Annotated in this window: 24 protein-coding genes; 11 read left to right on the forward strand and 13 right to left on the reverse strand. The window is 45.9% G+C overall.

Annotated elements, in window-relative coordinates; all coding sequences use genetic code 11:
* Window positions 1–160: 160 nt before the first annotated feature.
* Window positions 161–820, reverse strand: a complete 660-nt coding sequence (locus QT979_RS02240) for an HAD family hydrolase (protein WP_333213363.1) — start codon at window positions 818–820, stop codon at window positions 161–163.
* Between the two features lie 49 nt (window positions 821–869).
* On the opposite strand from QT979_RS02240, the gene QT979_RS02245 reads away from it, so the two are divergent.
* The 3 genes from QT979_RS02245 (at window position 870) to QT979_RS02255 (ending at window position 4,363) form a co-directional block, all read left to right on the forward strand.
* A complete protein-coding gene (locus QT979_RS02245; RefSeq protein WP_333213362.1) occupies window positions 870–1,664 on the forward strand; it encodes a Uma2 family endonuclease in 795 nt (264 codons plus the stop codon).
* Window positions 1,665–1,876: 212 nt separating this feature from the next.
* Window positions 1,877–3,685: an aspartate kinase gene (locus QT979_RS02250; RefSeq protein WP_333307925.1), complete on the forward strand. Its 1,809-nt coding sequence runs from the start codon at window positions 1,877–1,879 to the stop codon at window positions 3,683–3,685.
* Between the two features lie 267 nt (window positions 3,686–3,952).
* Complete coding sequence (locus QT979_RS02255) at window positions 3,953–4,363, forward strand: hypothetical protein (RefSeq protein WP_333213360.1); 411 nt, start codon at window positions 3,953–3,955, stop codon at window positions 4,361–4,363.
* A gap of 398 nt (window positions 4,364–4,761) precedes the next feature.
* On the opposite strand, the gene dcm is transcribed toward QT979_RS02255, so the two are convergent.
* Complete coding sequence (gene dcm, locus QT979_RS02260) at window positions 4,762–5,814, reverse strand: DNA (cytosine-5-)-methyltransferase (RefSeq protein WP_333307927.1); 1,053 nt, start codon at window positions 5,812–5,814, stop codon at window positions 4,762–4,764.
* Between the two features lie 76 nt (window positions 5,815–5,890).
* The gene (locus QT979_RS02265) at window positions 5,891–6,091 is read right to left on the reverse strand and encodes a hypothetical protein (protein WP_333213358.1); all 201 of its coding nucleotides are present in this window, start codon (window positions 6,089–6,091) and stop codon (window positions 5,891–5,893) included.
* Between the two features lie 61 nt (window positions 6,092–6,152).
* Between QT979_RS02265 and QT979_RS02270 the strand changes: the two genes are divergently transcribed.
* The gene (locus tag QT979_RS02270) at window positions 6,153–6,536 is read left to right on the forward strand and encodes a DUF4346 domain-containing protein (RefSeq protein WP_333213357.1); all 384 of its coding nucleotides are present in this window, start codon (window positions 6,153–6,155) and stop codon (window positions 6,534–6,536) included.
* 60 nt (window positions 6,537–6,596) lie between these two features.
* Here the strand turns inward: QT979_RS02270 and psb32 are convergent, their stop codons facing one another.
* Window positions 6,597–7,319 (reverse strand): photosystem II repair protein Psb32, encoded by a 723-nt coding sequence (gene psb32 / locus QT979_RS02275; RefSeq protein WP_333307929.1) that lies wholly within the window; start codon window positions 7,317–7,319, stop codon window positions 6,597–6,599.
* A 132-nt stretch (window positions 7,320–7,451) separates the two neighbouring features.
* Here psb32 and QT979_RS02280 point away from each other — a divergent pair, with 132 nt between their 5' ends.
* Window positions 7,452–7,682 carry a hypothetical protein gene (locus QT979_RS02280; RefSeq protein WP_333046561.1) on the forward strand — a complete coding sequence of 77 codons (231 nt, stop codon included), beginning with the start codon at window positions 7,452–7,454 and terminating at the stop codon, window positions 7,680–7,682.
* A 199-nt stretch (window positions 7,683–7,881) separates the two neighbouring features.
* On the opposite strand, the gene QT979_RS02285 is transcribed toward QT979_RS02280, so the two are convergent.
* The gene (locus QT979_RS02285) at window positions 7,882–8,427 is read right to left on the reverse strand and encodes an NADPH-dependent FMN reductase (protein WP_333308093.1); all 546 of its coding nucleotides are present in this window, start codon (window positions 8,425–8,427) and stop codon (window positions 7,882–7,884) included.
* A gap of 457 nt (window positions 8,428–8,884) precedes the next feature.
* Here QT979_RS02285 and ftsH point away from each other — a divergent pair, with 457 nt between their 5' ends.
* Window positions 8,885–10,819 (forward strand): ATP-dependent zinc metalloprotease FtsH, encoded by a 1,935-nt coding sequence (gene ftsH / locus QT979_RS02290; protein ID WP_333466423.1) that lies wholly within the window; start codon window positions 8,885–8,887, stop codon window positions 10,817–10,819.
* Between the two features lie 182 nt (window positions 10,820–11,001).
* Here ftsH and QT979_RS02295 read toward each other — a convergent pair whose 3' ends face one another.
* The gene (locus QT979_RS02295; protein ID WP_333215537.1) at window positions 11,002–11,556 is read right to left on the reverse strand and encodes a M23 family metallopeptidase; all 555 of its coding nucleotides are present in this window, start codon (window positions 11,554–11,556) and stop codon (window positions 11,002–11,004) included.
* 267 nt (window positions 11,557–11,823) lie between these two features.
* Window positions 11,824–12,003 (reverse strand): hypothetical protein, encoded by a 180-nt coding sequence (locus tag QT979_RS02300; protein WP_333083634.1) that lies wholly within the window; start codon window positions 12,001–12,003, stop codon window positions 11,824–11,826.
* Window positions 12,004–12,036: 33 nt separating this feature from the next.
* Between QT979_RS02300 and QT979_RS02305 the strand changes: the two genes are divergently transcribed.
* The 4 genes from QT979_RS02305 to QT979_RS02320 all read left to right on the forward strand — a co-directional run bounded on the left by QT979_RS02305 (window position 12,037) and on the right by QT979_RS02320 (window position 15,611).
* Window positions 12,037–12,420 (forward strand): hypothetical protein, encoded by a 384-nt coding sequence (locus tag QT979_RS02305; protein WP_333215495.1) that lies wholly within the window; start codon window positions 12,037–12,039, stop codon window positions 12,418–12,420.
* 175 nt (window positions 12,421–12,595) lie between these two features.
* Entirely contained in the window at window positions 12,596–12,964 is a 369-nt protein-coding gene (locus tag QT979_RS02310; RefSeq protein ID WP_333215497.1) for a DUF4087 domain-containing protein, read from the forward strand.
* Window positions 12,965–13,001: 37 nt separating this feature from the next.
* On the forward strand, window positions 13,002–14,450 hold the full coding sequence (locus QT979_RS02315) for an ATP-dependent DNA helicase RecQ (RefSeq protein WP_333307934.1): 1,449 nt from the start codon (window positions 13,002–13,004) through the stop codon (window positions 14,448–14,450).
* A 195-nt stretch (window positions 14,451–14,645) separates the two neighbouring features.
* Entirely contained in the window at window positions 14,646–15,611 is a 966-nt protein-coding gene (locus QT979_RS02320; RefSeq protein WP_333307936.1) for an RluA family pseudouridine synthase, read from the forward strand.
* A 236-nt stretch (window positions 15,612–15,847) separates the two neighbouring features.
* Here QT979_RS02320 and QT979_RS02325 read toward each other — a convergent pair whose 3' ends face one another.
* From QT979_RS02325 to QT979_RS02335, 3 genes are all read right to left on the reverse strand, one after another.
* Window positions 15,848–16,525: an NERD domain-containing protein gene (locus QT979_RS02325; protein WP_333307938.1), complete on the reverse strand. Its 678-nt coding sequence runs from the start codon at window positions 16,523–16,525 to the stop codon at window positions 15,848–15,850.
* Window positions 16,526–16,804: 279 nt separating this feature from the next.
* On the reverse strand, window positions 16,805–17,563 hold the full coding sequence (locus tag QT979_RS02330) for a phycobilisome rod-core linker polypeptide (protein ID WP_333307939.1): 759 nt from the start codon (window positions 17,561–17,563) through the stop codon (window positions 16,805–16,807).
* 248 nt (window positions 17,564–17,811) lie between these two features.
* Window positions 17,812–18,408: a phycobiliprotein lyase gene (locus QT979_RS02335; protein ID WP_333215507.1), complete on the reverse strand. Its 597-nt coding sequence runs from the start codon at window positions 18,406–18,408 to the stop codon at window positions 17,812–17,814.
* 135 nt (window positions 18,409–18,543) lie between these two features.
* On the opposite strand from QT979_RS02335, the gene QT979_RS28940 reads away from it, so the two are divergent.
* Window positions 18,544–18,807: an NblA/ycf18 family protein gene (locus QT979_RS28940; protein ID WP_445242851.1), complete on the forward strand. Its 264-nt coding sequence runs from the start codon at window positions 18,544–18,546 to the stop codon at window positions 18,805–18,807.
* Window positions 18,808–19,040: 233 nt separating this feature from the next.
* Here QT979_RS28940 and pstB read toward each other — a convergent pair whose 3' ends face one another.
* The 3 genes from pstB to pstC all read right to left on the reverse strand — a co-directional run bounded on the left by pstB (window position 19,041) and on the right by pstC (window position 21,851).
* On the reverse strand, window positions 19,041–19,841 hold the full coding sequence (pstB, locus tag QT979_RS02345; RefSeq protein WP_333036858.1) for a phosphate ABC transporter ATP-binding protein PstB: 801 nt from the start codon (window positions 19,839–19,841) through the stop codon (window positions 19,041–19,043).
* Window positions 19,842–19,966: 125 nt separating this feature from the next.
* A complete protein-coding gene (pstA, locus tag QT979_RS02350) occupies window positions 19,967–20,860 on the reverse strand; it encodes a phosphate ABC transporter permease PstA (protein ID WP_333215509.1) in 894 nt (297 codons plus the stop codon).
* 34 nt (window positions 20,861–20,894) lie between these two features.
* Window positions 20,895–21,851: a phosphate ABC transporter permease subunit PstC gene (gene pstC / locus QT979_RS02355; RefSeq protein ID WP_333215511.1), complete on the reverse strand. Its 957-nt coding sequence runs from the start codon at window positions 21,849–21,851 to the stop codon at window positions 20,895–20,897.
* Window positions 21,852–21,896 lie beyond the last annotated feature (45 nt).

Below are 21,896 nucleotides of genomic sequence, written 5' to 3' on the forward strand. Positions count from 1 at the left end.
TTGGTATGGTTTACTTGGCAGAGTTTAGGTAGCTTACAAGTTCGCGCATTTATTTTTACGGTTGAATCAAAATAGAATGTCCGGAGTCTTTATTGATTTTTTTTGAATAAAAAAACTAGGACTTAAGGTATTCAAACTATTACTAAAAAACCAGGAAAAATTAATTTTGAACGAACACAGCAAGTTCTGAAATATCGTCGATCGCGAAAGTCGGTTCTAGGGCGAGACACTGAGTGCGATCGCCATATCCGTAAGCCGCCCAACAAACATCTATCCCAGCATTTTTAGCAAACAGCAAATCAACCGCTGTATCGCCCACCATTAAAATTTGACTGTTATCCAAATCCAGGAACAGTGGTTTAATAATGGAGTTAAAAACAGTCGGATTTGGTTTTGGAATTATTTGTCCGTTATCACCTAAAATTAAATCAAAAAAACTGTGGATTATCAATTTTTGCAGTAACACATTCACAAAACTAACGTGTTTGTTGCTAAAAACCCCCAGGTTCAATCCAGACTGACGCGCCAACTCCAAGACTTGCTTTGTCCCGGTAAATAACTCTACTTGCTTTTCACCTTCAGTCCGATAATAAGATCGGTAAGTTTCAACCCATTCGGGAATTGCGCTTTCGTCGATTGCCGGATGGAGGATTTTAAAGCTATTTGGTAAATTGATGCCTATTGTACTTATAATAGTATCAGCAGCAGGCGGGGCAATATTGTAAGTTTCAAAAGTTTTGGTAAAGCAAAATACAATAGCTTTGTGAGTAATTGCCAAAGTGCCGTCAAAGTCGAAAATAATTAACTTGTACTGACTCATATTCCGTTCCCAATGTGAAGTATAATTTTTAAACATTCAAGAGGTCAACATGAGTGTCACCGAAAAACCCGAACTTCTAGTAACAGATTTTACAGATTTTCCAGACCACACTCAATTACCCGATTCCGACGGTACTTTTGTGAAAAACTTTCAAGAACTCCCTCAAAGCATCCTGTTAACAACATCTGTCCGACCCATTTTAGACCAACTTCATCCCGACGGACAATACTGCATCGGTCAAGATTCAGGTATTTATTGGCGAGTCCCGAAACCCCCAGAACCGCCAGAAAAAGGAGCCGAAGCCCCAGATTGGTTTTACGTGCCCGACGTGCCGCCAACTCTCGACGGAAATATGCGGCGTTCCTATGTGATGTGGAAAGAATTAATGCCCCCGTTAATCATACTAGAATTTGTCTCTGGAGATGGCAGCGAAGAAAGAGATAAAACTCCCAAAAAAGGCAAATTCTGGATTTACGAGCGGATTATTCGACCTGCTTTTTACGGAATTTATGAAGTCAAAAAAGCCAAAATAGAATGCTATCATTTGGTGGAAGATAGATTTGAGTTAATGTCAGAAAATCAGCGCGGACATTACCAAATCGAGCCAATGGGATTGGAATTAGGCATTTGGCAAGGAATTTATCAAGGCGTAGAATTGCCTTGGATGCGCTGGTGGGATGCTGAGGGGAATTTGCTGCTGGCTGCCGATGAACGAGCCGAACAAGCGGAATTGGCAGTCGAACAAGCGCAGTCAGAAGCAGAACAAGAACGGCAAAAGCGAATAGAAGCCGAGCTGCGAATTCAAGCTTTAGAAGCGCGTTTGCGAGAGCTAGAAGGAGGCTAAAATCAGAATCAAGAGGGCGGGTTTATTAAAATATTCGTTGAGAGACTTAAATGGCTGGTAAAACCCGCCCATAGCCACATATTTTTATCGTTTACGCAGATATTTTTTTTCTTTTCTCCGGTTTGTTGTAGGGGAATTTTAAAAATTACCACTTCTAATCCAGAAGCTGCTTGTATTATTTGATAAGTATTTTGTAGCTTTGTGTAGAATCTATGGCACTAATTGTTCAGAAATATGGCGGAACCTCGGTTGGTACAGTCGATCGCATTTTGGAAGTAGCCAGACGAGTAGTAAAAACAGCACAGCTTGGCAACTCTCTGGTTGTCGTACTTTCGGCGATGGGCAAAACCACCGACGGTTTAGTTAAACTCGCCAAGGAAATTTCCGCAAATCCCAACAAGCGGGAAATGGATATGTTGCTCTCCACTGGGGAACAAGTCTCGATCGCACTTTTGAGCATGGCATTGCAGGAAATGGGACAGCCCGCCATTTCCCTCACCGGCGCCCAAGTCGGCATTGTCACCGAAGCAGCCCACACCCGCGCCCGGATTTTGCGAATCGATCCCAATCGGATTGAGAGCCAGTTAAAAAGCGGTAAAGTGGTTGTGGTTGCGGGTTTCCAAGGCATAGCCGATGCCGGAGAATTGGAAATTACCACCTTGGGCCGTGGCGGTTCCGACACAACCGCAGTAGCCCTCGCTGCAGCGCTGCGGGCAGACAGGTGCGAAATTTATACCGACGTTCCCGGAATTCTGACTACAGATCCGCGCTTGGTTCCCGACGCGCAATTAATGGACGAAATCACCTGCGACGAAATGCTGGAATTGGCGAGTTTGGGCGCAAAAGTCCTCCACCCGCGCGCGGTAGAAATTGCCAAGAATTACGGCGTGCCGCTGGTAGTGCTTTCTAGCTGGAGTGACGCCCCCGGTACGCGGGTAGTGTCCCCACCCCCGCAACCCCGGCCTTTGGAGGGCTTGGAGCTCGCAAAAGCCGTCGATGCGGTGGAATTTGACTTAGATCAGGCGGGGGTGTCGCTACTGCGTTTGCCCGATCGCCCCGGCGTAGCAGCGCGGTTGTTTGGTGCGATCGCGCAACAAAACCTCGATGTAGACTTAATTATCCAGTCAATTCATGAAGGAAATACTAACGATATTGCCTTCACAGTGACGCGAAAATCTCTCCAACAAGCTACTGCCGTTGCAGATGCAATTATCCCCGCCCTCGGCAAGAATTCTCGCCCAGAATTGGGAGAACCGGAAGTGAAAGCAGAAGAGCGGCCAATAGCTAAAGTTAGCATTGCGGGTGCGGGAATGATCGGTCGTCCGAGGGTAGCGGCGCAGATGTTTAAGACTTTAGCGGATGTGGGAATTAACATTCAAATGATTTCTACATCCGAGGTGAAAGTTAGTTGTGCGATCGATGCCGAAGATTGCGATCGGGCTGTTGCCGAACTCTGCAAAACATTTGATGTCGCCAACTCCCCTATTGGGCTGCATTCATCATCCCACAAACCGCCCGCAGTCCGCGCCGTTGCGTTGGATCTCAATCAAGCGCGTCTAGCAATTCGCCAATTGCCCGATCGACCCGGAGTAGCAGCAAAACTGTTCGGACTTTTAGCCGAGGAAAATATCAGCGTAGATACAATTATTCAGTCGCAGCGCTGCCACAATATCGACGGCATATTAACTCGCGACATTGCATTTACTGTCGCACAAATTGACGCCGAAGCTGCTAAAATAGTCCTCGAAAAAGCCGCCCCAGAATTCGGATGGGGCGAAGTAGCAGTCGATACACAAATAGCCAAAGTTAGCGTTGTCGGTTCCGGGATGGTAGCGCATCCGGGAGTAGCGGCAAAGATGTTTGAAGCGCTTTCCCGCCAGCAAATCAACATTCAAATGATTGCCACTTCCGAGATTAAAATTAGCTGCGTTGTGGATGAGGTACAAGGTGTAACTGCTTTGAAGGCAATACACGCAGCCTTTGAACTTGCCGGCACTGAAAGAATCCAAGTTCCAGCTTAAGACAAGTTTGCAGTCGGGAATTAAGATTGCCTCCTATCGGTGCTTGTATGGCGGTTTTCGGTAGGGACACGGCATTGCTGTGTCCTTGCAAATATCGCGGACACAGCAGTGCTGTATCCCTACAAATATATTCGGATTTGGACACCGCACTGCCGTGTTCATACAAATATCGATCGACCGTCAACAATGGGAGTTTTGAGTGCAAATTTCACAGCATGAGGCTGTATTAAAATGAAATTGGCGATCGGCTAAAATGGATTGAATCTTATGACTGTAGCAAAGGAACAAATTACTGATAGCAGTAGCAATAGCGGTTTATTAAATTTCCGAATCACTGTTGAACGTCTGATCGAGCTTTTAGATTTAGAAGAAGAGGATGAGTACGGGATTTTGAGACCGACTGAATATGCTTTCAGGACAGCTATGAAGTTAGTTGTAGAAGCCTACGATAGCATGGGAAACAGTTTTCCAAAAGCCTCAACAGGTACAGATGACAGAGGCAGTATTACACTTGATTGGACAAGCTTAGAACCAGAGCGTACAGTTCGCCTATTTTGTCCATTCTGTGCGGAGCAACCAGTTGACATTTATCACCATGCAAAAAATGAAAATGCAGTCGAAGATATCGCTTCATCATCAACATTAGTTGACTGGTTGCAGTGGTTTAACAAAATATGATAGAACAATCTTCAGCAAGTGCGTCAGAGTTTGAAACATTACCGGATCGTACACTTGTTTACCGAGCTCTCCGAAAAGGATGGATAGATCGGGATAGATCGTCAAATCGGACACTATTTGCGGAAAAATATAAACGAACAGGGTATTTCTGTCAATTTTTCCATAGAGCAATCTTTGAGTGCATTGAGAAACTGTGAAGGAGTCGCTAGCCTTAATGTAGGGGGAATTCGAGAACTAGGTCTAAATGTAGTACGTGACTCTTCATCTCATGGGAGTATTATAGGCTTGCCCTATCGTGAAGATAACCGTCCAAGGGCTGATGAGCTTGCACTTTTATTGGCAAGACAGTCTCGAATTGTATGGGAATCTTCGTCAAGATAGTAAAATAAGTTGTCAGATTAAGTAATAGTGTTAGCTAGAGTTTTGACTTCTTCAAGAAATCGAGATTCTGGGTGTCTTTGTGGTTCCTTCGTTTCATTTGACAATAAATTTTGACTTAATATTTCTTGGGCGATCGCCTCCACAACGGGCACACAAACCGAATTCCCAATTTGCTTGTAACTTTCCCCCGTACTCGGATAACTCTTAAAATCTTCAGGAAAACCCATAAGACGGTAACATTCCTTCAGCGTCAACTTTCTCACCATATCTTGCTCAGGAATGTAGATAAAAAACCTGCCAGATGTTTCTTGCGAAGGAATGGTGGGATGCACTCCATCTACCGAATAAATGCGATTAGGCTGTCTGTGAACTCTCGATAAATGTTCTGTATTCAGCCTCACGCCAGTTTTCCAAGTACCTTTATTTCTGTAACCTACAAACAAAAGTCCCGAATCTTGCTTTCTCGGATAATCAATTAAAGTATATTCGGATTTATCCACTATTTCAAAATCCCCTGTCTTGTCTAGAAATTCCCTGAGTTTTGGAGTAACCTGGGTTTTAAGCCGAGAAAAATTGAATGGTTTACCTTTAGTTGCAATAATAAATATTCTTTCACGATGTTGAGGAATTCCAAAGTCTTTAGCATTCAGCATTTTGTGATTCACGCTGTATCCCAAATCTTCAAGACTGGCAATAATTACTTTTAAGGTATTTCCCTTGTCGTGATGGATTAAGTGCTTGACATTTTCGAGAACGATAACTTTAGGCTGCTTGATTTTGATAATTTTACAAATCTCGAAAAACAGTGTGCCTCTAGTATCTTCAAAACCGAGCTTTTTGCCGCAGATGCTAAAAGGTTGGCACGGAAACCCGGCGACTAAAATATCAAAGTCTTCTAACTCGACGGGATTAATTTTACTGATATCTCCAAAAGGAACCTCACCGAAATTTTCCGTGTAAGCTTCTCGGCATTTACTGTTAATTTCGCACGAAAAAACGCATTGAAAGCCGATTTTTTCAAACCCTTGTCTGAAACCTCCTATTCCTGAAAACAAATCTATAAATTTCATTTTGGCTCAGCTTTAACACAAACAAATCATCTATACAATAATAACCGATTTTGCATCATAGATAAGTGAGCAACGGCTAAAAAAACAGAATTCCCAGATCCCGGACTTCTTGAACAAGTCGGGGATCTAACAGCGATCGCGTCTTAAGTTCACTCATCAATTTCTCTGTCGAGCCCGATCGACTGTAGCATAGGAGCGATCGGCAAATTGCAGGAAGTATCGATCGCCCGAAACTTCCCCCCGCATTCAACCAACCAATGTCCCAAACTTGTCCCACAGCCGACTAAACTAGAAATAGCAAAAAAAATATAGCTATTGTTTACTTCCTTTCACCAACCATGAGTCAAACCTTGGAAAATCTCACCGCCATCGATGACAGCCTATCCAAACGCCACATCGACCTCGATCCAGGTGGCTACTTCATCATTTATCTTGATCGCGAAACCAGCTTAATTTGTGCCAAACATTTCACCAACATCATCGACGATCGAGGCCTCGCCGTCGATCCCGAAACTGGTAAACCAATCCCCGCCCGCGGCAAAGTAGAACGCACTGAGGTCACACTTTTTACCGGCAGAACCGCCAAAGAACTTTGTGTCAAAATTCTAGAAGAAACCCGCCCCAGCCCGGTGACAATGTTAGATCACGCGGCTTATCTGGGACGGGAATTTGTACGGGCAGAAATTGCATTGTTGAGCGATCGAGAATACGTTCAAGATTAGTCGAAGCATCAACTGTTTAAAAACCTCGCTGTCAACAGTCAACAGTCAACAGTCAACTGTTCAAGAAAAACCTTGATACCAGAAATAAGTCACCATCGGAATCACTGTCGCCAATACCAACAGCACAACCACAACAACTGTGGCATTGCCTTGGTCTGTTTCTTCAGCTTTTTTAAACGTGCCTTCAACTTGAATGTTGTCAACAACTTCAGGAGCACCCGGATCGGGTTCGCCCGACAAAACAGTTGCAATGCGCGTAGTTGCAGCCGCAAATGCCTCGTTGTATTTATTGGCTTCCCGCAGCGGCACTTGCACGGTTTCCCCAGCCACACTCTGGGCAATTTCATCGGTTAGCAGGGACTTAACCCCTTCGCCCGTCCGAATTGCCGCACTGTTGGTAACAGTGTCGAGAACGAGTAAAATTTGATTAGTCTGGTCTTCTTTGGCAGGAAACCACTGTTCAAACAGTTGGTCGGTGAAAGTGGAAGTCGTTTCGCCGTAGTCTAAGCGGTGGATGGTGACAAATCGGACTTGTTTCCCTGTTTTGTTTTCCAGGTTGTCGAGCACGCTGCTGATATTGCTTTCGCTACTGCGGCTGAGCACGTCGCCTTTGTCGAGCACCCAAGTTCGATCGCCCGCCGACAACACCGGTATTTCGTACACGCCAGTCGCCAATGCCGGCAATACCGCCATCTGGGATGCGATTAGGGCGATCGTGATCGCCGCGGCCAAAGGTTGGAGATATTTTCTCCACTTAAATAATTGCTTCAGGAGTCTAGTCATGAGGTTAACCGTAAAACTGACTTTTTTCCAAAAATACTATAGAAACCCCCGTAAAATTCATTTTATGCAGGGCAATATTTACAATTAGCTAGCCAGTGGAACTCCCCGCCCGATTATTTTAGGATTCTAACTATGGAACCAGCAGACACTTATAAAGGTTGGATTATTCAATCCCAGAAAGTCTTCTACGTCGAGGTTTGGGATAGCCGCGGCAACCGCCACGTCGCCGTCCAAAATGCCAAGACTGAGGAGGAAGCTTTGGAATTGGCCAAAAACTGGATAGACAAATATGAGTCAAAACCCGGAAGAATGCCGATCGACGTACCCCATCCTTTCGGAGACATGATCGATATGCCATTTTGAAGTCAGTAGTCAGTAGTCATTATTCAGTAGTCAGTAGTCATTATTCAGTAGTTGGTTGCTACAAATTACCAATTGCCACTAACCAATACAAATTACTCCTTACCCATAGTCATTAGTTATTGGTTATTGGTTAGTTACTACCAATTCCCAATTCCCAATTCCCCATTACCAATGACTACTGGCGAAAGCAAGCCGTCTGCTAAGAAATTCCTCGCAATTTCCGCGTATTTTCCACTAAACTTCGAGCAAATTCATCGAACCTTTCCGACAGTTTTTCATCCAACAATTTACCATCAGGACTAAAAGCTTTCCAAGCTTGTCCGATCGCAATTTGTTCGGGAATTACCCAAGCGTGCACCCATCTCAAAATCACGCGCAAATCGTTGAGTGCGTTGCTGTTAACTTGCCCTCCCAAAACACTAATCGCACCCGCAACCTTCCCGTCCAAATGCTCAAAACTCATCAAATCCAGGGCATTCTTGAGAGCACCGCTGACGCTACCGTGATACTCCGGCGTTGCCAAAATCAAGCCGTCGGCTTGCTTAACCGCATTTCGCAGCTTTGCCACATCCGGGTAATCGAGATAATCATTCTCACCGTTGCAGAATGGCAGATTGAGCGATCGCAAATCCAATATTTCAACTTCCGCGCCCAGGGCCTGCGCCCGTTCTGCTGCCACCTTCAATGCTAACTGGCTGTAGGAACCAGCCCGCAAACTTCCACCAATGCCGACAATTTTTACCATAAAGCTTAAAAACAAAAACTGACTTACTAAAGCGTACTCATTACGAGTATGATTAACATAGCAAGTTCGATCGACAACTGTCAATCGATTTTAGATTTTAGATTTTAGATTTTAGATTTACCGACGGAGCCCACAAACCGGGTTATTTGAGCAAAATCCTGGGTTATAACCCGCAGATGAGGTAAAAAACCCGGTTTCTTGAGCAGCCGTGGGTAAGTTCAGTTGAGGGGCCGAGAAACCGGGTTTTTTGAGCAAAATCCTGGGTTATAGCCCGCAGATGAGGTAAAAAACCCGGTTTCTTGAGCAGCCGTGGATTCAAAACCCCCCCTCTTGAGGGGTTTCTTAAGATGCCCGCGAGAGATAAACCCATTCAACACCCGCCCTCTTGTTAAAATAAATGAACGTAGCAAACCAAAAGCGGTCAATCTTGGCAGTCTTCAACATTGGGCAAAGCAATATGAAAAATTCTTGGAAACACGCATGGCTGGGGCATCTAGCTGTAAACAAAGACAAGTCGAGCCAGAATCCTAAAAAATCAATTCCAGGACGGAATATTTGGCGCATCCTGGGCAGTTTGGTGATTTCTCAAGGAATATTGCTCTCGACCCCGGTGTTTGCCGACAGCGCGCCAAACACCATGAGTTACAGCCAACTGATCGACAACATAGAAAAAGGGCAAGTCAGTAAAATCGAAGTAGACGAAACTCAAAAAACTGCCAAGGTTAGGCTAAAAAATCAAAAAAGCGATCAGACCCAATCAGTTAGTCTGTTCGACTACAACAACCGAGAACTGTACTCGCAAATCCGCGCCAAAAAGATTGACTTTGAAGTCAAACAAACAGCCGACAACGCCGCCGCAGTAAGTTTAGTAATAAACTTGCTAGTGATTTTTGCAGTGTTGGCAGTGCTGATGGCAATCCTGCGCCGATCGACCCAATCTCAAGGAAATGCCATGAACTTCGGCAAATCCAGAGCTCGTTTCCAAATGGAAGCCAAAACCGGCGTGATGTTCGACGACGTAGCAGGCATCGAAGAAGCTAAAGAAGAACTGCAAGAAGTCGTAACCTTCCTCAAAAAACCCGAACGCTTCAACGCCATCGGCGCCAAAATTCCCAGAGGAGTTCTGTTAATCGGGCCTCCAGGAACCGGCAAAACAATGCTGGCAAAAGCCATCGCAGGCGAAGCAGCCGTCCCCTTCTTCAGCATCTCCGGTTCCGAATTTGTCGAAATGTTTGTCGGAGTTGGCGCCTCCCGCGTCCGCGACTTGTTCAAGAAAGCTAAAGAAAATTCGCCCTGCATCGTCTTTATCGACGAAATAGACGCCGTAGGAAGGCAGCGCGGTGCTGGTATCGGCGGCGGCAACGACGAACGCGAACAAACTCTCAACCAGTTGCTGACAGAAATGGACGGCTTTGAGGGTAACAGTGGCGTGATTGTGATTGCAGCTACTAACCGCCCCGACGTACTCGATACCGCCCTGCTGCGGCCCGGCAGGTTCGATCGCCAAGTAACGGTAGATTTACCCAGTTACAAAGGGCGTTTGGGGATTTTGCAAGTTCACGCGCGCAACAAAAAACTCGACCCAGAAGTTGCCTTAGACACGATCGCCCGCCGCACTCCCGGCTTTTCCGGCGCCGACTTGGCAAACTTGCTCAACGAAGCAGCCATTCTCACCGCGAGGCGTCGCAAAGATACGATTAGTAACTTAGAAATTCACGACGCGATCGACCGGATCACGATCGGGCTTACGCTCAACCCGCTGCTGGATAGCAAGAAAAAGTGGATGACAGCATACCACGAAGTCGGACACGCCCTAGTCGCGACCATGCTCAAAAATGCCGACCCGGTGGAAAAAGTAACGATTATTCCTCGTTCCGGGGGCATCGAAGGCTTTACTAGCTTTGTGCTTGACGACGAAATGCTCGACAGCGAAGGTTTGAGGAGTCGGGCTTTGCTGTTAAACCGAATTAAAGTAGCTTTGGGGGGACGGGCGGCGGAGGCCGAAATTTATGGCGATGCTGAAATCGACACCGGTGCCGGTAGTGATCTCAGAAAAGTTAGCAGTCTCGCGAGGGAGATGGTAACGCTTTATGGAATGTCGGATTTGGGCCCTGTGGCTTTTGAAAGTCCGAACAATGAGGTGTTTTTGGGCCAAAACTGGAATTCGCGATCGGAGTATTCCGAAGACATGGCAATCAAGATCGATCGGCAAGTCCGAGAAATTGCCTTTGAGTGCTACGAAGAAGCTCGCCGAATTATCCGCGAAAACCGCGCTTTGGTAGACAAGCTTGTCGAAGCGCTGTTGGATGAAGAAACGATAGACGGCGACGAATTCCGCCAAATTGTCGCTCGCTACACCGAGTTGACAAAAAAAGAGTTGGCACCCACCTAAAGAGTCATTAGTCCTTGGTCATTAGTCATTAGTTATTCAAGTTTGTAGTGAGGACTTTATTCCTCATTCTCGAAAAAATCCGGACTTTAGTCCTTACTATAAACCCAAAAAATGACTACTGACTAACGACTACTGACTAATGACTACTAACTAATGACTAATGACTACTAACTAATGACCAATTAAGATTGTTGCGCGTACATTTCCCGGAGTACCAAAGCCGGGTCAACCCAGCGGCCGCCGTACTTCAATCCCCAGTGCAAGTGAGGCCCACTCGTGCGGCCGGTCATCCCAACTCTGGCAATTCTCGCACCCGCAGGCACTGTTTGACCTTGCCAAATTTGCAATGTACCTTCGCGATCGGTATAATAACGCCCTCCATTAGCCGTTACCACTCGGCCTCTGAGGTGACAGTAGATGTGTTCCCAATTTCCCGATCGCACCACCATACCAGTGCCGCACCGTCCATCTTCCCAAACTTCCACAATTTGCCCGCCCCACCAATTGCGGATATAGCTGCCTTCGGGCGCAGCCAGATCCAAACCGTAATGAAAATCCCCGCCGCGGGGGCCGAACGGGGAAGTGTATGTTTCAAAGTTTTCGACTGGAAAAGAAGCTTCTTGCCACAAATTACCCGTCGCTACTCTGCTTGGTAAGCCTGACTGAGCTTTGACCACCTGCTGCTGCAAATAAGGGCTGATCAACACAATGCCGATCGAAAGTGCCAGCAGCAGCATCTGTCTGAAACGAAAAAAGCGTTTTGCCGTCAGCGGGCCTCTAGAGTCTTGCAGGATTTTTTTCACGGCTCAAAGTTAAATGTGTGTGAGTTTGCGTTGTCTGTTAGGCTGACATCTTGCACCCTTGTCAATAAAGCTTTCAGGGGCGGGCTTTCCGGCCCGTTCCACAAAGAATGATTTTTTTTGTGGAACGGGCCGGAAAGCCCGTTTCTCAGAAGGGTGCAAGATGTAAGTGATGCCAATTCGCTGCAAGATTTGCTTTGAGCTCTACCCGCGATCGCGAATCAGTTTATCAACAACGTGTATCTTACTCCATCCAAAACCCGTGTCAAGGCTTCCGGGTAAATGCCCAGGGGTGATAAAAAAAATTGGAAATTCGTGCTGCGGTTGAATTCGATCGAGCTTTTGCTTGACACTATAGTTAAGTTCGGGGATTTTGGATGACATCCAAAATCTCAAATTCATAACAGATATCAAGCAATGCTAACTGAAATTTTTCCCTTTAGTTTTGCCATAGACGCAACTGCGATCGCCGGTGCGTCCTTGTGGTCTTTGGCCCTGTACTGGGGCTTGTCGCCCCTCACAGAATGGGTAATCCTGCAACTGAACCGCTGGATGAATTTTGCCGAGAGATCCCTCTACACCTCGGAAGCCGAGTTTGAAAGAACCCGCCAAGCCAGAGAAGCCCAAAATGCGTTTTACGCTTCGCTGTTGAGCATTCTACCCTTTTTGATTGTGGGGGGGCTGTGCAATTGGGGCGTAGAATTTTCTCTGGGTACTGGTTGGGCGGTATCTATGGGTACGATCGCCTGTATAGGTGGCGGCGTGTACGAGCTCGGCCGCCGAGACGGCGAGGAGTCTTAGGGGATTTTGGATTTTGGATTTTGGACAGGACTTACACGCAGGTAGTTAGACACCTGGTTTTTGCGACAATATTTCGTTGTCACCCGCAGATTCGCTAAAAAACCAGGTTTCTGTTTCTTTTCTCGAAGCGCGTAATTCCTGTATGATTGTCGCTCAAAAATGAGGATATAAAGCTATGAAACTAAAGTGGTTGATAACTGCTGCAATCATCTCATCTTTTTCGATCGTTGTTATGCCTGCGAAAGCGGCTGAAACCAGGTGCGGATGGTTAATAAATCCCACGCCGGCTAATTGGTATCTCAAAGACAAAGATGCTCAGTGGACTATCTCGGTGCAAGGGGGATATCAAGCCCGAGGAATGAACAACATTCCTCCTTTTAACGACGATGAATATGTCAAAACTAATGTTAACTATGGATATGGCTGTGCTTGTTTAAATGTGGTGACAGATAGAAATCGAATGAGAATTACCACGATACAAGGTGGTGAACAATTACCACTCTCGACTTGTCGAAAAGATCCGAATTTGCCCAAAATTCGTTAGTTGTGGCGAAACCATACAAGTTTTTTAACTCAGTCAAATGAACTTTCAACCCGAATTAACATCCTTAAACCAAGCCCGCGCCACATTTAAAAAAATTTGGGGATACGACGACTTTCGCCCGCCCCAAGGAGAAATCGTCGGCAGTTTATTAGCCGGAAAAGATACACTTATAATTATGCCGACAGGTGGCGGCAAATCAATCTGCTTTCAACTGCCAGCTTTGTTACAAACAGGCTTAACTTTGGTAGTTTCGCCGTTAGTGGCACTGATGGAAAATCAAGTGCAAGAATTGCGCGATCGCAATTTACCCGCTTCCCTCCTCCACAGTCAATTGCCAACAGCGCAGCGCCGACAAACTATGCAGTCGCTGCAACAAAACAAATTAAGATTACTGTACCTGTCTCCCGAAACATTACTCAGCAAACCTGTTTGGGAAATTATCAGTCAGCCCCACATCCAAATCAATGGTTTAATATTAGATGAAGCTCACTGTTTAGTGCAGTGGGGCGATACATTCCGACCAGCTTACCGCCGTTTGGGCGCAGTGCGCTCGGCTTTATTGAAAACCAAGCCGGAAGGTAGTAAAATTGCGATCGCCGCTTTCACCGCTACCGCCAACCCGGAAGCACAGCAGACAATCAAAAATGTCTTGCAACTGCAAAAACCAGAAGCATTTTTGCTAAGTCCCTACCGTTCTAATCTGCACCTGCAAGTGCAAACAGTCTGGACGCCGAGAGGACGCAAACAGCAGTTATTAAATTTTATTAAAGCTCGACCAAAACAAGCAGGTTTAGTCTATGTCCGCACTAGAAAAGATAGCGAAAACTTGGCGAATTTGTTGGAAGCAGCAGGTTATGAAACAGCAGCATATCATGCAGGTTTAAGTCCAGAATCACGGCGAAAAATAGAAACAGCGTGGCTGAACAATGAGATTAAATTCGTGACTTGTACCTCAGCATTCGGTATGGGAATTAATAAGCCTGATGTCCGGTGGGTTGTTCATTATCAAGCACCTTTGCTATTATCGGAATACATTCAGGAAATTGGTAGAGGCGGACGCGACGGCAAATCGGCGATCGCCCTGACATTGATTAGCGAACCGACGGGTTTGCTTTATCCCGAAGATAAACAAAGAAAGGAATTTTTTCAAGATAAATTACGATCGCAATACCGAGAAGCTCAGCAATTAGCTAATAAACTGCCTGTTAAAGGCGATATAGAAGCTGTTTCCCGCGAATTTCCCGAAAGTGCGATCGCCCTTTCAATCTTGCACAGCAGCGGACAATTAACATGGCAAGATCCTTTTAATTATGCGATTAATAAATCTCCCCAGCAAAAAGCGGAAAAATCAAATTTTACCGCAGCGGAAGAAATGGCAAAATATCTCAAACATCGCGAGTGCAGGTGGCAATTTTTGCTGCAAGCTTTTGGGTTTGCCAAGGAAGCTAAATCAATGCGCTGTGGCCACTGCGACAATTGTCGATAGAATAGACGATTATACTCAAACGACTTAACCACTCCTATCCAAGAAACCGGGTTTTTTACCGAATCTGCGGGTCTAAAGGAAGTATTGCTGTGAAAAAACCCGGTTTCTCGCTACCCGTGCGATCGCGAACTAACTCACAGATGTTATGATTAAGATATTTGCTTTACACACTTGGCAAAAAATAGTAAAAAGTAAATGATAGAAACAGACACTGCGGCACAGATTTACACAGTAGAAAATACAGAGGAATTCGATCGCAGTAATGTCAATCAGCGATTAGATATTTGGCTGTCAAACCAGATACCGGACTTATCCCGATCGCGAATCCAAAGCCTGATATCACAAGGTAACGTTAAAGTCAACGACGAAACCTGCACCTCGAAAAAAATATCAGTAAAAACGGGCGATCGCATCCACCTCACATTACCCGAAGCCCAGCCCACAAAGTTGCAGGCCGAAGCAATTCCCCTCGACATTCTGTACGAAGATGACAGCCTAATTATCATCAACAAACCAGCCGGATTAGTCGTCCACCCAGCCGCCGGACACGCAGACGGTACATTAGTCAACGCTTTGTTAGCGCACTGTCCCCTAGCAGAAATAGGCGGAGTTCAGCGGCCGGGAATCGTACACAGATTAGACAAAGATACAACAGGTGCGATCGCGATCGCCAAAACCGACATAGCCCACCAACACCTGCAAGCCCAACTCAAAACTAAAACAGCCCGCCGCGAATATTTAGGCATAGTTTACGGGGCTCCCAACACCGAAACAGGCACAATAGACCTACCCATCGGGCGGCATCCCACAGACCGCAAAAAAATGGCGGTAGTACCAGTAGAAAAAGGCGGTCGCCCCGCAGTTACTCACTGGACAATCAAAGAAAGAATCGGCAACTATTGCTTAATGCACTATCAATTAGAAACCGGCCGCACCCATCAAATTCGCGTGCATACAGCCGAAATAAAACATCCCATTGTCGGCGATCCGATGTACAGTTCCAACCGTTCTATCGGCGTCAATTTAACAGGACAAGCCCTCCACGCATGGCGGCTGACTTTGCAGCATCCTGTAACCGGAGAATTAATAGAGGCGATCGCACCTTTACCAGATCAATTCAATACCTTGTTGAAAATATTGCGCCTGCGATCTCACATTTGATAAGTGGTATAGCAGTCGCCAAAGCTGTTATGACAAGTCGCCATCAGGCGTTGAGAATGTTATCTACCTTGATTGCTTTGTTCAATATTCCCTCCAGGATATTGTTTCTACCTTAACTTTTTTTAATAGCACAAGTATCACTTAGATGCTAGTGCAAGTCGGGGATGGTACTGTTCTGTGCAAATTTGTTGATGTCCAACATATCGATGTAGGCGTTTATCTGATTTCTCTTAATCTTATCTACTTTTATAGGTACGATCGAGTTCTTGCAACCCTGACACCAGATTGCCCAGTTCCATGACGTAAGCACCCCTAATCTTCTTTTTGTTGCTAAAACTAACTTTGGCATCGCTAAATACAACTACTGGAGTGACCTTGGTTAACTTTTTAGCTTTTTTGATAGCCATGACTTCTTTGGCAATCTGTGCCAGAAAATCTTTCTCAAAATCTCTCAATTTCCCGTAAGATAGACGCTTGAGCACATCGCCATCCAACAGAACTACGGTTGAGTGAGACTTCACATCAAGGATAAAATTGACTCCTTTAGGCGATCGCAGCCACACATCGATATCCCCTACTTGCGGCAATCTTAAATTGTACTCAGCTATCCATCCAGATTGGATTAGGGACTCCAAAACTTGCTGAATCTTTTCTTCACCACACGCCCCTTGGTCAAATCTCTGAGACGACTTCCAAAACGTTTTCCCGTCCTCAATGAACGGAAGGGCGATTAATGCCGCTATCACAAGAGCCGCGACCAAAAATAAAGGAGCAAAAGGTGCTACCGCGTATACCAGCAGTGGCAACAACACCAACCCTGTTGCGGCACCGTACCTGTATAAGGCTTTGGTACGAAGCTGTTTAGCATGGCGACGCAATGGTTTTCCAGCACCTTCGTTATATTGCGGCTGCATAAATGCACCTATGTACTTATAGTTAACAATGGGAAAAGGTCGAATTATTTTTCTTCCTAATGACGAATGACTAATAACTAATGACTAATGACTAATGACTAATGACTAATGACTAATGACTAATGACTAATGACAAAAAATTATGAGTCCCGAGTTTTGGATTCCAAGTTTATCAAAAAACTCAAACCTCAAAACTCAAGACTCAAAACTCTCTCAGCCTAAAAGCCGATCGATTCAGTTGATCGCCCGACACAAATAATCGCATCAGGACAGCATCAATTACCGGCGACGGGGAACCATCGTCTCGATATTGATATTAGCTAGAGGCACGCGCTGCGGCGCAGTAGCAGGCAGGGGCATATTGCGCGCCATACTCAAATAGTTCGACGGATCGCCAGCCTTCGCCTGCTGTTCTTGAGGAACAAAACGGCGGACACTTGTCTGCCAGATGATTTGCGGGAAGCCAAGCTGCGAACGGTGGTACTCACCGTAGCGGGGCGTTTTCAAGTTGAAAGGAGTGTCCCCTCCAACTCGCTGAGGCAAAATTCGGCGCTGCTGGTAAGGTACTGTATCGTAGCCGAACTTATCCAGGTACTCTTCGCTATTGACCAACTCGTCAATAAAGCCTTGAGGCCCCTTATTTGCTACCACGATCGACCAAGCAATCTTTTCGCGCTCGCTGTACACATCCCGGCCCAAAATGCGCTGCACGCACATTTCCACAAACCGGTAATTGCTGTTAGTTTGATAATTCCGCTCCAAGAAAGGAGAAGAAGTCGCCAAACCGCGAATAAAGTCCCGCACAGTAATTTGGCCGAACTTGAGTTGCGACTCCAAAGACTTTTGGCGGTTGCTCTTGAGGATTTGGTGTTCGCTGTAAATCTGGCGATATCCAGCCCAAATCAAATTTTCGATGTCTCCAGACGAGAGCACATTTTCAGTTGTGAAAATTCTCGGCTGCTCGTCGCTCCCCACTTCATAACCAGCAACGCGCTGGTTTTGGCTCTTGGGGGCGTAGCTTAATAAAGGAAGCGCCACGTTAAAATCTCCGTTATCTCAAATTTCAGAAATAGTTGACACCGTGAGCTGCCAGCAAAACGGATACAACTAACCAACATACAGATTAGGGGATTCCCGCAATCTAAATCTGATTTTCCTGAATTTTTGCAACAATCTGTAACATTTGTTGACTGTTGTCAGTGGGCAGTTGGCAGTGGGCAGTTGGCAGATTTTAGTCAACCGTAAACAGTCAACCGTAAACAGTCAACCGTTCACAGTCAAATAAATTACCAACCCAGAGCCGAATAAAACTCGCTGCCGGCCACTTGATCTCCTGCTGCTTCTGATGTTGCATCCGAGTCTGGTTGCACCCGAATTTCGGTACAAAAAGTCGATGTGCTGAAACCGCCAAAGCGCTTTACGGTACTCGTCCGCATCCGCACGTTCGGATTAGCAAACCAGAAACGCTCGATCGAACTCATCGTCTCGTATTCGGTAATCAGCAGCAGCCCATCCTCATCATCCATCTCAAAACGGCCAGCCACCGGCACAATTTCCGCATAGCCGCGTTCCCGCAACATCAAGCCCTGTCGGGGATTTTCAGGATCGGGGACGATCGCGAACACGGTAGACCCTTTATGATTCTCATCATCCTTATCCCATGCCATCGAGCCGTGCCAGGTCACAAAAGCCCCCCCAGCAGCCCGGCTCGGATCGACTTCGTGCATCTTGCAAATCTCGGCGACTCTCGCGTCATCCGCACCCAGCGCCGTTACCTGAATATTTGAATCCCCAATCTCCGCTTGACGGAAAGCGAGGTGGTGAGTGCTGCGCTGAGAACGCCACTCCCCAGCACTGCTTTGAAAAAACTCCATTGCATCCATACGAACTAGCTCCTTTGGCTTATGCTTCCCGGTGTTGACGCCTTTTTATGATAGAGCTCCCCCCACTTAGATGTACTTTTGCTACACAAATTAGTCTCAAAATGTCTACTTTGGACATATTGTCAAGCGAATGTTATGATAGTTTACAATGTAGGAGACACAACAAATCCTGCGAAACGTCATTCCGATCAATTTCGCATCAATCTCAGCAAACTGGAGGAGCGATTTATGGATATGCCTACAACCAGCCTCAGCATGGAACAGCAGTTCAAACTTCAAGTGCTGCGCGAAGAAGTCAAAAGGTTAAGCCAAGACCAAGCTCAGGAATACTTGCTCGAAGTTATGCGGCAAAACATGGTCAAAGAAAACCTGTTAAAGCATTGGATGAAGAATATGTGAACTCTTCGAGCATTTCTTCACAAAAATCAGCGGCTTGTATCTGCAAAAAGTACGATCGAGCTTTTAATCATAAAATCCAGAATCCCGCTTCCTCCAAGAAAGCGGGATTCTAAATTGACAAAAGTTTTACGCAGTTTTTTTTGTCGTTACAATACTCAGCAAATTAAATTCTTTTCATCCCTTAAAGAGGGACGAGAGTTTGTGTAGCCCGATTGTTTCAACTTGTCGGGGAATCAACCAAAACGGCCACTCACATAATCTAAAGTAGACTCTTCCTTCGGACTTTGGAAAATTACCTCAGTCTTGTCACACTCCACAAGATAGCCAAACCGCTTCCCATCGTCAGAAAGTTTAGCATTGAAAAAAGCAGTTAGGTCAGAAACCCGAGAAGCCTGCTGCATATTGTGAGTAACGATCACAATCGTATACTTCTCCTTGAGTTCCCGCATCAACTCCTCAATCTTAATCGTAGAAATCGGGTCAAGAGAAGCGCAAGGTTCATCCATTAACACTACATCAGGATTAATCGCGATCGCCCTAGCAATACACAAACGCTGCTGCTGGCCACCCGAAAGAGAAAAACCGCTTTGCTTTAACTTATCCTTCACCTCATCCCACAAATAAGCTTGGCTGAGCGATTTTTCCACCAGCTCATCCATATCCCCCTTATAATTGTTCACCCTCGCACCGTAAGCAATATTGTCATAAATCGACTTCGGGAAAGGATTCGGCTTTTGAAACACCATCCCAATCTTGCGGCGCACCGCCACAGCATCAATATCAGGATCGTAAAGATTTTGACCGTGGTAATCAATTCTACCCTCTAAACGAAAACCGCTAACTAAATCATTGAGACGGTTAAAACATCGCAAAATTGTACTTTTACCGCAGCCAGACGGCCCAATCAAGGCAGTAATGCGATTTTTAGGAATCTCCATTGAAACATTTTTAACCGCGTGAAAAGCGCCGTAAAAAATATTGATATTCTCTGTCCGTAAAACTGTTTCCGTTTGCTTGTCTAAATCCATCATCATACAGGTAAGTATCCAATCGAAATTTACAAAATAAGGAGAAGATGAGAGTGAGAAAGTTGGAGATGGGGAAAATGTTCCTTCTTCCTTCTTTTTACCCATTCGCCAAGTTGAAAAATCTTCTTCCTTCAATAAACTTTTTGGCGAGTAGCCCAGCGAGAAAGAATACTCGTCAGCAAAACCATAATCACCAAAATTAAAGATGCCGCCCAGGCTAATTCTTTCTGTGCCTTAAAAGGAACCGTTGCAAAGTTGTACACCAAAACCGAAAGACTCGGAGTTGGCTTATCAAATCCTGCCGGCCAAAAAGGCGAATTGAGCGCCGTGAAAATCAAAGGAGCAGTTTCTCCAGCAGCGCGAGCAATTGCCAGAGTCACACCCGTTAAAATAGCCGGAATTGCCGCAGGCAAAACGACCTGCAAAACCGTTTGATAATTAGAAGCACCCACACCAACCGACGCCCATCTAATATCTTGTGGGACGATTTGTAGAGCTTCGTCAGTAGTCCGCACAATCGTGGGCAACATCAGCACAGCCAGCGCCGCACCCCCTGCAATTGCCGAAAAACCTCCCATATTTACCACGAACAAACCGTAGGCAAATACCCCGGCAATAATCGAAGGAACGCCGCTGAGGACATTAGTAGCAAAACGTACCCAGCGAGCTACTTGACCGCTGCTGAACTCCGACAAATAAACGGCGGCCAATACACCAAAAGGAACAGCAATTAAAGAAGCAATTCCCACCGTCATCAATGTACCGAGAATTGCATTAGCAATACCCCCTCCCGATAGTCCGGGCGGCGGTGGCAGCTTGGTAAACAAGTCTAAATTCAGGCGATTAAAACCTTGTACGGTGACGTAGGAAAGCACTGCAAACAAAGGCAGCAGAGTGATGGCCAGACTAGCTCCAGCCAGTAGAGTCATCCCCAGACTAAACAGCGCTTGCGGGCTGTTTTTAACCTTCTTTAAACTGCCTGTTTTTGATACCAAAGGATTCTCATCGGAGACGCTATTTGACATAAACTAAAAATATGTAGGAAATGGCGGCAAACTTCTAGTTGTACTTCGCTCTTACTTGAGAAACAATCCACTCTGCCAAAATATTAACAATCAGTGTCATAATAAACAGAATAAGCCCAGTGTACATCAGAGCTGCTATTTGCAACCCGGAGGCTTCCGCAAACTGATTTGCCATCAGAGAAGCAATAGTATTTGCCGGAGCTAGCACAGAAAGACTTAACTGATTGGAATTACCAATTAACAGAGTTGCAGCCATTGTTTCTCCCATGGCGCGACCGAGCCCAAGCATAATTCCGCCGACAATGCCGGAAAAAGCCGCCGGTACGAGCACTCTAAAAATTGTTGTCCAGCGAGTAGCTCCTAAACCTAGAGATGCTTGCCGCAAGTCGGGCGGGAGACTTGCCAATGAGTCGCGGGAGATAGCAGTAATAATGGGCAAAGTCATGATTCCCAAAATTACTCCGGCTGGTAACATTCCCGGCCCCACTGGCGAGGTGCTAAAAATCGGCAGCCATCCGAAAGTGCCGTTGAGAAACTTGCCGAGAGTGGTAATCATGGGAATCAATACAGCAATTCCCCACAAACCGTAGACTACGCTGGGAATGGCGGCTAAAAGTTCTACTAAAAAAACCAAAGCTGTACGCACTGGTAATGGCAGAAAGTCCTCGCTCAAGAAAATGGCAGTCCCTACTCCTAATGGTACTGCAATTAGGAGCGCGATCGCCGAACTGACGATCGTCCCGTAAATCATCGGCAGCGCACCGTACTCTTCTTTAACCGGATTCCAGCTACTGCCAAACAGAAAGCCCAAACCGTACTGTTGAATGGCCGGTAAAGCCCGATAAGCAACGGTGAGCGCGATTACCAGCAAAATTACACCTACTCCTATCCCCAAAATCCGGGTCAGCCAGATAAAGCCTTGGTCTAAGGACTTTTCGGCTTGAGAGCGCGATCGGGTCTGTGATTGAGCGCTGTTATTATCTGAAATCATAGAAAAAAAACCAAATATATAGTAGCCGAAAATAGCCTGTTTCGG

It is taken from the genome of Microcoleus sp. w2-18bC1 (assembly GCF_036700365.1).
Classification (GTDB): Bacteria; Cyanobacteriota; Cyanobacteriia; order Cyanobacteriales; family Microcoleaceae; genus Microcoleus.